Source organism: Achromobacter animicus, assembly GCF_902859585.1.
In the GTDB taxonomy this organism is placed as follows: Bacteria; Pseudomonadota; Gammaproteobacteria; order Burkholderiales; family Burkholderiaceae_B; genus Achromobacter; species Achromobacter animicus.
In genome coordinates, this window is the sequence record NZ_CADIJM010000006.1 from 41432 (window position 1) to 55715 (window position 14284).

Annotated in this window: 12 protein-coding genes; 2 read left to right on the forward strand and 10 right to left on the reverse strand. The window is 64.7% G+C overall.

Annotation, left to right across the window (positions count from 1 at the left end):
• Positions 1 to 7: 7 nt before the first annotated feature.
• From HV681_RS16095 to HV681_RS16135, 9 genes are all read right to left on the reverse strand, one after another.
• Positions 8 to 1072: a histone deacetylase family protein gene (locus tag HV681_RS16095; RefSeq protein WP_175124012.1), complete on the reverse strand. Its 1065-nt coding sequence runs from the start codon at positions 1070 to 1072 to the stop codon at positions 8 to 10.
• A 47-nt stretch (positions 1073 to 1119) separates the two neighbouring features.
• Positions 1120 to 1410, reverse strand: coding sequence for a cupin domain-containing protein (locus tag HV681_RS16100; RefSeq protein WP_056569641.1), 291 nt, complete (start codon positions 1408 to 1410; stop codon positions 1120 to 1122).
• A gap of 36 nt (positions 1411 to 1446) precedes the next feature.
• A complete protein-coding gene (locus HV681_RS16105; protein ID WP_175124013.1) occupies positions 1447 to 3087 on the reverse strand; it encodes an ABC transporter ATP-binding protein in 1641 nt (546 codons plus the stop codon).
• 9 nt (positions 3088 to 3096) lie between these two features.
• Positions 3097 to 3936 carry an ABC transporter permease gene (locus tag HV681_RS16110; RefSeq protein ID WP_056569649.1) on the reverse strand — a complete coding sequence of 280 codons (840 nt, stop codon included), beginning with the start codon at positions 3934 to 3936 and terminating at the stop codon, positions 3097 to 3099.
• Positions 3933 to 4940: an ABC transporter permease gene (locus HV681_RS16115; protein WP_056569653.1), complete on the reverse strand. Its 1008-nt coding sequence runs from the start codon at positions 4938 to 4940 to the stop codon at positions 3933 to 3935. Before HV681_RS16115 ends, HV681_RS16110 begins: the two co-directional genes overlap by 4 nt.
• A gap of 100 nt (positions 4941 to 5040) precedes the next feature.
• Entirely contained in the window at positions 5041 to 6618 is a 1578-nt protein-coding gene (locus HV681_RS16120; protein ID WP_175124014.1) for an ABC transporter substrate-binding protein, read from the reverse strand.
• A gap of 307 nt (positions 6619 to 6925) precedes the next feature.
• Positions 6926 to 8182, reverse strand: a complete 1257-nt coding sequence (locus HV681_RS16125) for a Zn-dependent hydrolase (protein WP_175124015.1) — start codon at positions 8180 to 8182, stop codon at positions 6926 to 6928.
• Positions 8179 to 8919 (reverse strand): FadR/GntR family transcriptional regulator, encoded by a 741-nt coding sequence (locus HV681_RS16130; protein ID WP_175124016.1) that lies wholly within the window; start codon positions 8917 to 8919, stop codon positions 8179 to 8181. The genes HV681_RS16125 and HV681_RS16130 overlap by 4 nt, the downstream gene beginning before the upstream one ends.
• 174 nt (positions 8920 to 9093) lie before the next feature.
• On the reverse strand, positions 9094 to 9360 hold the full coding sequence (locus tag HV681_RS16135) for a hypothetical protein (RefSeq protein WP_175124017.1): 267 nt from the start codon (positions 9358 to 9360) through the stop codon (positions 9094 to 9096).
• Positions 9361 to 9595: 235 nt separating this feature from the next.
• On the opposite strand from HV681_RS16135, the gene hemN reads away from it, so the two are divergent.
• On the forward strand, positions 9596 to 11026 hold the full coding sequence (hemN, locus tag HV681_RS16140; protein WP_175124018.1) for an oxygen-independent coproporphyrinogen III oxidase: 1431 nt from the start codon (positions 9596 to 9598) through the stop codon (positions 11024 to 11026).
• Positions 11027 to 11055: 29 nt separating this feature from the next.
• On the opposite strand, the gene HV681_RS16145 is transcribed toward hemN, so the two are convergent.
• A complete protein-coding gene (locus tag HV681_RS16145; protein ID WP_175124188.1) occupies positions 11056 to 11769 on the reverse strand; it encodes a response regulator in 714 nt (237 codons plus the stop codon).
• A gap of 562 nt (positions 11770 to 12331) precedes the next feature.
• Between HV681_RS16145 and thrS the strand changes: the two genes are divergently transcribed.
• Entirely contained in the window at positions 12332 to 14284 is a 1953-nt protein-coding gene (gene thrS / locus HV681_RS16150) for a threonine--tRNA ligase (RefSeq protein WP_175124019.1), read from the forward strand.

Genomic DNA, 14284 nt, shown 5'->3' on the forward strand with positions numbered 1-14284 from the left:
GGCATGGTCACTTGCCGCCACGGTCGAATCCTTCAAGAAACGCGTCCAGCGCCGGTCCGATCGCCTCGACCATGTAGCCGCCTTCCTGCACCACCACGGTCGGCACGCCCAGACCGGCGACGCGCGCGCCGATGTCGCGGTAGGCGTCGATGTCCAACCGGAGCACGCTGATGGGATCGTCCTTGTACGTGTCGAACCCCAGCGGCAAAACCAGCGCCTCGGGCGCATAGCCCGCCAAGGCGTCCAGCGCCGTGTCCAGCGCCTGCAGGAATTCCGCGTTGCCGCAGCCGTGCGCCAGCGGCAGGTTCAGGTTGTAGCCTTCGCCCGCACCGTGGCCGCGTTCGTGCGCGTAGCCGGTGTAGAAGGGGTAATAGCCCGCCGGGTCGGCATGAAGCGACACCGTCATCACATCCGGCCGCTGGTAGAAGATGTTCTGCGTGCCGTCGCCGTGATGCGCGTCCACGTCCAGCACCGCCACCTTTGACCACGTTTGCAGCAGCCGGCTGGCCGCGGCGGCGCTGCTGTTCAGGTAACAGAAGCCGCCCGCGCGATCGCGATGGGCGTGGTGGCCGGACGGCCGGCACAGCGCATACGCCACCCCGCCACCGCCCGCCACATGATCCGCCGCCGCCAGCGCGCTATGGGTGGACCGCAGCGCCGAGCGCCATGTCTGCGGCCCGATGGGGCAGGACAGGTCGCTCAGGTAGTACCCGGTCTGCGCCACGATGGACGGCGAGGGGCAGGGGCCGCGCCCGGCGGCATCGATGCGGCCGTTGTAGTACGGCGAGAGATTCGGCAGAACCTCCGGCCCGGGATCGACCCCCGGCGCCTTCAACGCCTGCCAGCGCGCAAAGGCCGTTTCCAGATAATCCAGGTAATCCGCGCTGTGGACGTGTTCGAGCGGCTTGCGTCCATAGTCGGCCGGCGCTTCGACCTTGATGCCGCGGGCGGCCAGCGCCTGCTGCAGGTTCTCGGCGCGCGACGGCAGGTCGGTCGGGGCGCTGATGCGGCCCAGCCGCATGAATTGGCGGGGCGAATGCAGCAGCTGTTCTTCGGAAAAAAAGGCCTTCATGGATATCCTCGCTCAGACCGTCCGGGTCAATGCCAGATGCGCGGGGCTCATGCCCGCTTCAGTTCGATCTCGACGAACACGAATTCCGTGTCGCTGGGATTGATGACGTTGTGCTCCACGCCGACCGGCCGGTAGTACGCCACGCCGGTGGTGAGCTGGCTGGTGACCTGGCCGGTGGGGGTGTCCAGCAGCAGCGGGCCGGTGGTCTGCGGCACCACCACGTAGTTCATGCCATGGCGGTGCCAGCCCGTCTCGCCACCCGGCGGGAAACGCCACTCGGTGACGGTGACCTGCTCGTTGTCGATCTGCACGGTGGGGATTGCGGCGGGGCGTTGCATAAGCGGTTCTCCTGAATGGCGATGACGGAATGGCGGTCAGGCGGCCTGCGCCTTGGTCGGGTCCCAATGCTGGCCCGGCACCGCGGCGATCAACTGGCGCGTGTATGCATGCCGCGGGTTGTCGAAGATCTGGGCGGGCGACCCGTACTCGACCACCTTGCCGCGATGCATGACCAGGACCGAATTGCAGATCTGCGCCGCTACGCGCAGGTCGTGGGTGATGAACACCAGCGCAATCTTCAGCCGCTGCTGCAGGTCGTGCAGCAGTTGCAGCACTTGCGCCTGCACCGACACGTCCAGCGCGGAGACCGATTCGTCGGCCACCAGCACCTTGGGTTCCAGCGCCAGGGCGCGCGCGATGCCGATGCGCTGGCGCTGGCCGCCGGAAAACTGGTTGGGATAGCGATCGAAGGCAGACGGATCCATGCCCACCAGCGACAGCAGCTCGCGCGCCCGGGCCTCGGCCTGCGCCCGCGCCACGCCGTTGGCGACCGGGCCGTCGCTGATGATGCGGCCCACGGTGTGCCGGGGGTTGAGCGAGGCAAACGGGTCCTGAAAGATCATCTGGATCTCGTGCCGCATCGGCCGAAAGCGGGACTCGGGCAGCGTGGCGATGTCCTGCCCGTTGAACAGCAACTGGCCGCCATTGATGCCGACAAGCTTGAGCAGGCATTTGCCGATCGTGGATTTGCCGGACCCCGATTCACCCACGATGCCCAGCGTCTCGCCGCGCCGCACGGCAAAGCTCACGCCGTCCACCGCGCGCACCTCGCGCTTGTTGCCCAGCCAGCCGTGGCCGATCACGTAGGTCTTCTTCAGGTCCTTCACTTCCAGCACCGGTCTGTCGTCCGCGATCCCGGCGCGCTCCTCGCCGCGCCGGTGAGGCACCGCCGCGATCAGGCGCTGGGTATATGGATGGCGCGGACGGTTGAGCACTTCGTCGGCAGGGCCTTGTTCCACCAGAATGCCTTTCTCCATGACGGCCACGCGATGGGCGATCTCGGCCACCACGCCGAAGTCGTGCGTGACGAACATCACGCCCATGCCTTTCTCTTTCTGGATCCGCGCGATCAGCGCCAGGATCTGCGCCTGCGTCGTCACGTCCAGCGCGGTCGTGGGCTCGTCCGCGATCAGCAGCGCGGGTTCCAGCGCCAGCGCCATCGCGATCATGACGCGCTGGCGCTGTCCGCCTGACAGCCGGAATGGGTAGACGTGATAGAGCGTCGCCGGGTCCGGCAGGCCCACGAATTCCAGCAGTTCCAGCGTGCGCTTCAGGCGCTCGGCGCCTGGGTAGGCGTCATGCACGCGCATCACCTCGCTGATCTGCTCGCCCACCGTCATCAGCGGGTTCAGGGCCGACAGCGGCTCCTGAAAGATCATCGCCATGTCCTTGCCGCGCATGGCCTGAAGCGCCGGCTCGTCCAGCTGCAGCAGGTCCTGGCCGCGGAACAGGATGCGGCCCTGCTGCGGCGTCAGGTAGTCGGGCAGCAGTCCCATGATGGCGTTGGCGCTCATGGACTTGCCCGATCCGGATTCGCCGACGATGCACAGGATTTCCCCGGCGCGGATGTCGTACGAGACGTCCTGTACGGCGTAGGGACGATCGCCACCCTTGGGCAGCGCGATGGTCAGGTTCTGGATGGACAGCAGCGGCGTCGATTCTGAGGTTGGATTCATGCCGGCCTCCTATTCGCCGCGCTTGCGCAGTTGCGGGTTGAGGGCGTCGTTCAGGCCTTCGCCGATCAGGTTGATGGCCAGCACGGTCAGCAAAATGGCGACGCCCGGCCACACGCTCATCCACCAGGCTTCGCGGATCATCGTGCGCGCCGCGCCGATCATGAAGCCCCAGCTCATCAGGTTGCGGTCGCCCAGGCCCAGGAAAGACAGCGACGATTCCGTCAGGATGGCGGTCGCCACCATGAACGAGGCCGACACGATGATGGGCGACATGGCATTGGGCAGGATCTGCGTGCCCACGATGCGCGCCGGCGTCTGGCCAATCACGATGGCCGCCTGCACGAATTCGCGCTGCTTGAGCGTCATGAACTCCGACCGCACCAGCCGCGCGGCCGGCGGCCAGGACACCACGGCGATCGCGCCCATGATCGAATACACCGACGGACTCAAAATGGCGACCAGCACCACGGCCATCGCCAGTTGCGGAATGGTCTGGAAGAATTCGGTGAAACGCATCAGCGCGTCGTCTACGCGGCCCCCGCAATAGCCGGCCACCGACCCCACCAGGATGCCGAACAGCAGCGCCACGGCGGTCGACAGCAAACCGACCATCAGCGACACGCGTGCGCCCCATACCAGGCCGGCCGTGATGTCGCGGCCCAGCATGTCCGTGCCGAACGGATAGTCCGCATTGGTGAACGGCGGGATCAGCGGATCGGCCACCATCATCCATGGCGATTCCTCGTACAGCAGCGGCGCCGCCAGAGCCACGGCCACCACGATCAGCATGATGACCAGGCCGGCCACCGCCCCGTAATTGCGCATGTAACGTTGGGCGAATGACTTCATGCGGAGGCTCCTTGCTGCGCGCCCGCGCCGATGCGCGGATCGATCAGGCGGTACAGCACGTCGGTCAACAGGTTGAAGACGACGACCATGATGGACGTGACCAGGAAGATGCCCAGCAGAAGCTGGTAGTCGCGTTGCAGCAGGGCGTCAAACATCAGACGGCCGATGCCGGGCCACGCGAAGACGGTTTCGGTCAGCACCGCGCCGCCCGCCATCTGCCCAAGCTGGATGCCGGCAAACGTGATGACCGGCAGCAGCGCGTTGCGCAGCACGTGCGCGCGGATCACACGGCTGGGGCTCACGCCCTTGGCGCGGGCCGTTTTCACAAAGTCCATGCCGATCACTTCCAGCATCGACGCGCGGGTCAGCCGCACATACACGGCCATGAAGAAGCAGCCCAGCGTCACGGTCGGCAGGATGAGGTGCAGCGCGATGTCGCCCGCGCGCGCCCAGCCGGTCAGGTTGGCGCCCACGGTTTCCATGCCGAACGCCGGCAGCCAGCCCAGCACCACCGAAAACAGCAGGATGCCCATCAGCGACAGCCAGAAGAGCGGCGTGGCGTACAGGAGCAGGGCGCCGGTCATCACCGAGCTATCGATCCAGCGGCGCTTGTTGCGGTAGCGCGCCTTGGCCGCCACCACGCCCAGCAGCACGCCCAGCACGATGGAAAACACGAAGGCGCACGACATCAGGAGGAACGTGGCGGGCAGGCGCTCGACGATCAGGTCCAGCACCGGCACGTGGTTGCGGTACGAAAAGCCCAGGTCCAGCTGCACCACGCCCTTCAGATAAAGCAGGAGCTGCGTCAGGATCGGCTTGTCCAGCCCGAAAGCGACACGCAGCTGGTCCACGTAGGCGGCATCGCCCGCGCCGGCCTGGCCGGCGAGCACGGCGGCGGGGTCGCCGGGCGCCAGCCGTATCAGGAAGAAATTGATGATCACCACGCCCAGCACCACCACCAGGGCCTTGCCGATGCGGGAAAGCAGGAAAGACAGGAATCTCATGCTCGGGTCCTTTCAGGACGGGCTTTGCCGGCGGCAAGCGGGCCCATCGCGCAGCGGGGCGCCGCCGCGGGTCAAGCCCGCGGCGGCGCATCGGCAGCGCTTACTTCTTCTCGATGTAGACGTCGTCGAACGACTCGTTCAGACCGATGGCGGTCTTGACCAGGTTCTTGACGTTGGCGCGAGACAGGGTGGGGAACTCCATGTCGACCAGAAATCCGTTGGCCACCTCGTTGACGAGGGTCGTCTGGATCTTGGTGTAGAGCTCCTGGCGCTTGGCCGGATCGACCTCGGAGGCGGCGGCCTCCCACAGCTTGTCGGTCTCGGGATTGCTGTATCCCTGCACGTTGGCAAAGGGCGATCCCTTGACGATGTTCGACGAGATGTACAGCCGCTGCACGCCCAGCGCGGGGTCGCCGTACTGGTAGGTGAAGGTGGTGGTCAGGTCGAAGTCCCAGTTGCCGGTGCGGCTGGCCCAGCCGCCCGCGTCGGTCGATTCCACATTCACCTTGAAGCCAAGCTGTTCCAGCGCCTGCTTGGTGTATTCACCCAGGCGGTCCCAGGTCGAACCATACGGAAAGCTCAACTGGCGGATCGTGTAGTCGCCCGGCTTGATGCCTGATTCCTTGATCAGCGCGCGCGCCTTCTTCATGTCGAACGGCATCGGCGGCATGTTCTTGTCGTAGAACATCTCGGTCGTCACGAACGGGCTGGTCGACACCTTGCCCAGGCCGAAGAAGATGTTGTTGACCACCATGTTGCGGTTCATCGCGGCCATGACGGCCTGGCGCACCTTCAGGTTGTCGAAGGGCGGCTTGCGCATGTTGAAGATCAGGTAGGCCTGCGGCGAGAACATCTCCCAGCCCGCGGTGGTGTATTCCACGTTGGGCAGGCCGCGCAGGCGCTTGATGTCGACGTTGTCCACGTCGCCGCCGCGCAGCACGTCCACGCTGCCGCGCTCAAAGGCCACGGCGCGCGAGGCCGCATCCGGAATCACGTTGAACACCAGCTCATCCAGATAGGGCTTGCCCGGCTTCCAGTAGTCGGGATTGCGCGCCAGCTTGATGTATTCGCCGCGCTTCCATTCCTTGAAGACGAACGGGCCGGTGCCCACGGGCTTCTGGTTGGCGGGGTTGGTCATGTAGTCCGTGCCGGCGTACAGATGCTTGGGCATCATCGGCGCAAAGCCGGGTTCGAACATCAGCATGAAGGCCGGGAACGGCGTCTTCAGCTTGATGACCACGGTCTTGGCATCCGGCGCCGTCACGGAATCGACGAACTTGTTCAGGATGACGCGGGCACGCGCATGGGTCTTGGGCAGCATCTCCGCCAGCGAGAACACCACGTCTTCGGACGTGAACGGTTTGCCGTCATGCCACTTCACGTTGTCCTGCAGATGGAAGGTGTAGGTCAGCCCGTCAGCGGCGGCTTCCCAGGACTTCGCCAGGCCAGGTTGCGGCTTCAAGTCGGTGGAGTAGGTCAGCAGGCTTTCGTAGATCTTGCCTGCAACGAATTGCGTTGGCCCCTGCTGATTGATGGCCGTCACGATGACCGGCGGTTCGGGCTGCACGATCATGTTCAGCGTGCCGCCTTTGGTCTGGGCGAACGCCTGCGTGGCGGGCAGCGCGGCCGCAAGGACCAATGCGCCGATGCTAAGGGAAAACCAGTTTTTCGATTTCACTGCGAGCCTCCGGGCTGGAAAGGGTCGGACAGGCGGCCGCCTGGACGCGGCGATAGCCGTGCCGAATCAAGCAAACCTCATGCCACCTGCGTTTCTCGGGTACTGCGGGTGGAGCTGCTGCAACAATGCTTCGTTCAGGTGCTGGTTAAGGCGCCGCGCACCAATGCGGAGAATTCAATGGTGCTTCGCCAGGGCGGCGAGGGCGGCGCGGTCGTCGGCTGCGGTGCGGTGAGTGTCCGGCTGCAAGTTCTTTCCCCTTTGCATTCTTGTTGGACGAATCAGGCGTGCTGGCTACGGCTTGGGCAAATCATTCAGGGCGCTGACTGGCGCCATTGGCCCGCGCCACCATGGCGTCGAGCAAGACGTTGCACCCGGCCTCCAGATGCTCGGGCCGGGCGTCTTCGATTTCGTTGTGGCTGATGCCGTCCTTGCACGGCACGAAGATCATGGCGGTGGGCGCGACGGCGGCCATGTAGACGGCATCGTGTCCGGCGCCGGTGACGATGTTCATCGCGGGCAGACCACGGTTCGCGGCGCCCTTGCGCACCTTGTCGACCAGATCGGGATCGAATGGCGTCGGCGGAAAGTACTGCACATCCTTCACCTCGACACGCACGCCATGCGCGACGGCGATGTCGTCGCAGACGCGCCGCCAATCCTGGTCCATGCGGTCCAGCGTCGCCTCGTCTTCGTGGCGCAGGTCGGTGGTGAAACGCACCTGGCCCGGGATCACGTTGCGCGATCCCGGAAATGCGTGGATCTCGCCCACCGTGCCGCGTCCTTGCGGCTGATGGGTGTTGGCGATGTTCACGACCGCCTGGAGCAGGAAGCTCGTGGCAAAAAGCGCGTCGCGGCGGATCGCCATCGGTGTCGGGCCGGCGTGCATTTCCATGCCGGTCACCGTGACGTCGTACCAGCGCAGCCCCAGCGACCCCGTCACCACGCCGACGGTCTTTTCCTCGTGCTCAAGGATCGGGCCCTGCTCGATATGCGCCTCGAAATAGGCGTCGACGGGGCGGCCGCCCACGGGATCGGCGCCCGCGTACCCGATGGCGGCAAGCTCGTCGCGCACGCTGATGCCCTGCGCGTCGCGGGCCGACAGCGCGGTTTCCAGCGGGAATTTGCCGGCGAATACGCCCGATCCCATCATGACCGGCACAAAGCGCGAGCCTTCCTCGTTGGTCCAGATGGCCACTTCCAGCGGGGCGTCGGTCTGCACGCCCGCGTCGTTCAGGGTGCGGATGACTTCAAGCCCGGCCAGCACGCCATAACAGCCGTCGAACTTGCCGCCGGTGGGCTGCGTGTCGATGTGACTGCCCGTCATGACGGGCGGCAGGCTGTCGTCGCGGCCCGCGCGCCGGGCAAAGATGTTGCCCACCTGGTCCACGCGCACCGTCATGCCGGCATCGCGCATCCAGCCGGTCACCAGATCGCGCCCCTGGCCATCGAGCGCGGTGAGCGCCAGGCGGCAGTTGCCGCCCTTGGGCGTCGCGCCGATCTGCGCAAGATCCATCAAGGATTGCCACAGCCGGTTGCCGTTGATGGACAGGGTGGGTGTCGTCATAGATCGCCTCGGGGGTTGGAAACGTCGCCAAAGTCCTCGCGCAATCGCGCCAGGATGCCAAGCAGGTGTGCGTGCATGGCGTGGCGCGCCCGCATGGGGTCGCGCGCCACGATCGCAGTCAGGATGCGCTGGTGTTCGGCGTGGGCGACGGCCCACACCTTGGCGTCGACGAAGTAGTCCTGCATCCGGCGGTACACCGAGCTGGACTGGGTCAGGTTCCACAGGTGGCCCACCGCGGCGGCCAGCGCGGCGTTGCCGCAGGCGGCAGCGATCGCGCCGTGGAATTCGCGGTCGTGCCGACCGGGGGAATCCGTCAGGGACATGCCCTCATGGGCTTCGCGGATCGCCGCAAGCTGGGTGGGCGTGGCGTGCTGGGCCGCCATGCCGGCGCATTCGGGTTCGATCAGGAGGCGTGCTTCAAGCAGGTCGAACGGGCCGATGTCGTCGGTGCTCTGCGCCGCACTGGCGTTCGGCCCGGCGCCCCACGCCGCGCCGCCGCCTTCCTTGTCCGCCACGAAAACACCGGTGCCGACGCGGACCTCGACGTAGCCCTCGATTTCAAGTGCGATCAGCGCTTCGCGGATTGACGCGCGGCTGACCTGCAATTGTTCGGCCAGGTCCCGCTCTGACGGCAACCGCCGGCCGCGCGGAAAGTCGCCGGCCCGGATGCGTCCCGCGATCTGGTCGGCGATCATGCGATACAGACGAGTGACAGCGACGGCTTGAAAGGTGCTCATCGGGCGGTCTGCGCAAAGGGTTGGCCTGGTGGTCAGGCCACCAATATAGGCACTTCGCCCTTGAAACAAAAGGGGAAACCGCCGCTTTCAGGGAAAACGATGTGAGGGAATCCACTGCTGTTCGTCTGGTGGTCAGGCCAGTTGGAGGTGATTTGGCCTGAGTTCGACGCATGTCTACTGCCCGTCGTCGTCCGGTTCAGGCGTTTGCGTAAACGCCCGAACCAGGCGGGCGATGCCGTCGAGTTCGTCATGGGCGCCCACCACCCATTCCGGCTTGCCGAACGGGCTGTCGGCCGGCGTGTTGTCCAGATTGGCCTTCAGGTCGCCCAGGAGTTCCAGCGCCATGTCGGTGGCCTGGGGACTGCTGCGGGTCGACAGGGCGATCGCAATCGCCAGCGCTTGGCGCATGGCCAGCAGGCGGCCTTCCAGTTCGGTTTCCATTGATTGATCCTTGTTTGCTGCGGGAATCTCGCGGCGGGAGTCTGGGGCGGGAATCGGGCTGCGCGATTCTCGGCATGCACGTCTTGCCCGGTGAGTCGCGGCATTTTACGGGGCAGGGCGGCGCAGCAGGATGGCGCTCGCTCGCCGTGGCAAAGCTTGCCCCGCGGCAGACGCGGTGCTCGCCGTTTGCGCAAGATCAAAGTGTCGGGGGGCGGGCAGGCGAATAATCCGGGTTATGCAAGCCGCTCTACGCCCTCAATCTTCGGAATCGCCGGCGCCCGCCACCGCCGAGCCGTTTTTTCCACCCCAACTGCTGGCCCGGTTGGACAAGAACGGGCCGCGATACACCTCGTATCCTACGGCAGACCGTTATCACGGAAGCTTCGGCGAGCAAGACTACCGCCTCGCCCTGCAGCAGCGGCGCGCAACCAGCCCGGCCGAGCCACTGTCGCTCTACGTGCACATTCCGTTCTGTGAATCGGTCTGTTATTACTGCGCCTGTAACAAGGTGGTGACCCGCCACCACGACCGCGCCGCCCGCTATCTGGATGCGCTGTCCAGCGAAATCGCGCTGCATGTGCAGGAACTGGGCCCGGGCGTGCCGGTATCGCAACTGCATTTCGGGGGCGGCACCCCCACGTTCCTGTCCAACGAGGAACTGGCGCGGCTGATGGGCGATCTGCGCGGCGCCTTCCGCTTTGAGCCCGATGCCGAAATTTCCGTCGAAGTCGATCCTCGCACCGCTACCCCCGAGCGCCTGGCCTTCCTGCAGCAACTGGGCTTCAACCGCTTGAGCTTCGGCGTCCAGGATTTCGACGAACGCGTACAGGTCGCGGTGCACCGGGTCCAATCGTACGAAGACGTCGCCGCGCTGATGCATAGCGCGCGGGCTTTGGGCTATGCGTCGGTCAACGTGGACCTTATCTATGGGCTGCCGCTGCAAACCACCGAATCCTTCGCCCGCACCATCGAGCAGGTCATCTCGCTGCGTCCCGACCGCATCGCACTCTATGCCTACGCGCATCTGCCCGAACGTTTCAAGCCGCAGCGCCGCATTCAAGAAGCCGACCTGCCGGACCGCGCCACGCGGGTCGGCCTGCTCAGCTCCGCCATCCAGGGCTTTCTGAAACAGGGCTACACGTATATCGGCATGGACCATTTCGCGTTGAACACCGACGCACTGGCCATTGCCAAGCAACGCGGCGAGCTTCACCGCAATTTCCAGGGTTACAGCACACAGCCGGATCGCGACCTCATCGCGCTGGGCGTGTCGGCCATCGGACGCATCGGCGACACCTACAGCCAGAACGCGAAGATCCTCGACGAATACTACGCGGCCATCGAATCCGGAAGGTTCGCCGTAGAACGCGGCCTGGCCCTTAGCCCCGACGATCTGGTCCGCCGCGAAATCATCATGGACATCATGTGCCAGGGCCGCGTGGACTTCGCCCGCATCGAGGCCAAGCATGGCCTGCAATTCGGCGACTACTTCAGCCGCGAGCTCTCGCAGGTGGCCAGCCTGGCCGAACTGGGCCTGGTGAATCTGCACCTGGGCGAATTGCGGGTCACCGGCCTGGGCTGGTACTTCGTGCGGGCCGTGGCCATGGCCTTCGACAAATACCTGCGATCGGCCATTCCCACCGCCACGTACTCCCGCATCATCTGATCTCTCGCGCGGCCAACCGGCCGCGCGATTCATTCGGCAAACTTGTCGCGCAAGTACAGCGCCAGCGACAAATCATCCGACAGCCCCAGCTTGCGCATGGCGCGGCGCTTGTGGGTGCTGACTGTCTTCTTGCTGCGCACCAGCCTGCGGGCAATCTGCGTCACTGACAGGCCCTGCCTGATGTGGCGCAGCACCTCCACTTCCGACGTCGTTAGCAGCGCATGCGGCGCCGTCGGCTCCATGCTGCAGATCTGTCCGTCTTCGACCGTCAGGAACGGCGTGTTGGCCTCGACCACGCCGCGGATCATGTCCGGCAGCAGGACCAGACCCCATTGTTTTGCCAGGTAACCGGCGGCGCCGGCCCGAAAGGCGGCGTACTCGGTCTCTTGGCGATTGCCAGCCGAAAAGGTGATGACCGCCATGTTGGGGTGATAGCGGCGCACCCGCCGCAGGTAGTTGACGCCATCGAAGGGTTCCAGGGGCAGATAGAAGTCGATCAGCGCGACGTCGCACGGCTGCTTGGCCAGTTTCTCCAGCAAGGAGCGCGCGGAGGTCTCGCGGTGCACCACGTGAAACCCAGGGCGGCTTTCCAGAAAGGCGCCAATGCCCAGCGCGACGACGGGATGGTCGTCCAGGACCGCGACCCGGATCACCGGCGGCGGCCGCGACAGCAGCAGGTGCTTGCGGGCCTCTAAGCCGTCCGCCGGCGCGATAAGGGGGCCGTGAAGCGAGCCGCCGGTCATCTGGCTTGCAGTCTCTGAAACGCGATTCATCGTTGCTCCACGATCGGATGGGGGTCCAGGGCAATCCGCGCGGCCACGACGCGGCGGTCGCTGGCGCATTTCCGTGCGCGGCCCTGAAATTCGTGGGCAGATTACGTGTTCGGCGCGCGTTTGAGTTACCAAACGGGCCAAAATCAGACCGATCCGTCGGCACTAAACATCTCGCTGCGTCCCCGGTGCGCTCACTGCAATCCTCCGTGGCGTTTTCGCCACGGATAGCCCGCAAACGGTGCTACAATCGGCAACGATCCATGCAGCTATTTCAGCTGCATTTGTTTTGCTGCACCTTGATTCGCGCCCCGCAGTGCGCGCACCAACAGGCCCCAACATGTTTTTCCCGCCCGCACGAACTACGACCCGGAACTTTCGCCCCATGTCGCGTTAGTTTTTTCGTGCGTCGGGTTTCACCGTGTCAGGTCAGCGGTAGGACTCATCAAGACAATCAAATGAACGCGGCTACCAAGCCGCGTTTTTCGTTTCTGTTTTCGTTTTTCAGTTCCAAGAACCCCAGGAAGCACTCCCGATGGTACAGATCACATTGCCCGATGGTTCGCAGCGCCAATATCCGGAACCGGTAACGGTTGCCGAAGTGGCGCAATCGATCGGTACGGGCCTGGCGAAGGCTGCCCTGGGCGGCCGCGTGACGTTCGACGGCGCGGAATCCAAGCTCGTCGACACCAGTTTCCGCATCGCAGAAGACGCCCGTCTGGCCATCGTGACGGCCAAGGATGCGGACGGCCTGGATCTGATCCGCCACTCGACCGCCCACCTGCTGGCCTATGCCGTCAAGGAGCTCTTCCCTGATGCCCAGGTCACCATCGGCCCTGTGATCGACAACGGCTTCTACTACGACTTCTCGTACAAGCGCCCCTTCACGCCGGAAGATCTGGCCGCCATCGAAAAGAAGATGGCCGAACTGGCCAAGAAGGACGAAGTCGTCACGCGCGAAGAATGGTCCCGCGACGACGCCGTCGAATTCTTCAAGGGCATCGGCGAAAAGTACAAGGCGGAAATCATCGCCTCGATCCCGTCCAACGAGACGCTTAGCCTGTACCGTGAAGGCGACTTCATCGACCTGTGCCGCGGCCCGCACGTGCCGTCCACGGGCAAGCTCAAGGTCTTCAAGCTGATGAAGGTGGCAGGCGCCTACTGGCGCGGCGACAGCAAGAACGAGATGCTCCAGCGCATCTACGGCACCGCCTGGGCAACGAAAGAAGAGCAGGAAGCCTACCTGCACATGCTCGAAGAGGCCGAGCGCCGCGACCACCGCAAGATCGGCCGCGAACTTGACCTGTTCCACTTCCAGGACGAGGCCCCGGGCCTGATCTTCTGGCATCCCAAGGGCTGGGCCCTGTGGCAGCAGGTCGAGCAATACATGCGCAGCGTGTACCGCGACAACGGCTACCAGGAAGTCAAGGCGCCGCAGATCCTGGACATTTCGCTCTGGAAAAAGACCGGCCACTGGGACAACTACCGTGAAAACATGTTCACGACCGAGTCCGAAAACCGCGTCTATGGCCTCAAGCCCATGAACTGCCCGGGCCACGTGCAGATCTTCAACGCCGGCCTGCATTCCTACCGCGAACTGCCCCTGCGCTACGGCGAATTCGGCCAATGCCACCGCAACGAGCCCTCCGGTTCGCTGCACGGCATGATGCGCGTGCGCGGCTTCACGCAGGACGATGGCCACATTTTCTGTACCGAAGACCAGCTCCAGGACGAATGCGCCGATTTCACGGCGCTCTTGCAAAAGGTCTATCGCGACTTCGGCTTTACCGAAGTCCTGTACAAGGTCGCCACGCGTCCTGAAAAGCGGATCGGCACGGACGAAGTCTGGGATACGGCCGAAGCCGCCCTGATGGAAAGCCTGCGCCGCACGGGTTGCGAATTCGAAATCTCGCCGGGCGAGGGCGCCTTCTACGGTCCGAAGGTCGAATACACGCTCAAGGACGCCATCGGCCGTCACTGGCAGTGCGGCACGATCCAGGTCGATTTCTCCATGCCCGTGCGCCTGGGCGCCGAGTACGTGGACCAGAATGACCAGCGCCGCCCGCCGGTCATGCTGCACCGCGCGATCCTCGGTTCGCTCGAGCGCTTCATCGGCATGTTGATCGAAAACCACGCCGGCGCCATGCCGCCCTGGCTGGCGCCGGTGCAAGCAGTTGTATGCTGCATTTCCGAACCTTCGGCCGATTATGCTGCCGAAATCACGCAAAGCCTGAAAAAACAAGGCTTTAGAGTAGAGTCCGATTTGCGCGGTGAAAAAATCACTCGTAAAATTCGGGAACACAGCCTGCAAAAGGTGCCGTACATTCTTGTCGTCGGCGACAAGGAAAAGCAAAACGGCACTGTCGCGGTACGTGGATTGGGCGGCCTGGACCTTGGCGCCATCCCGTTCAACGACTTTGTGTCCCGGTTGTCCGAAGACGTCGCCACCCGTCGCGACGTCAATCAACCCGATAGCAGCGCTGCTTAA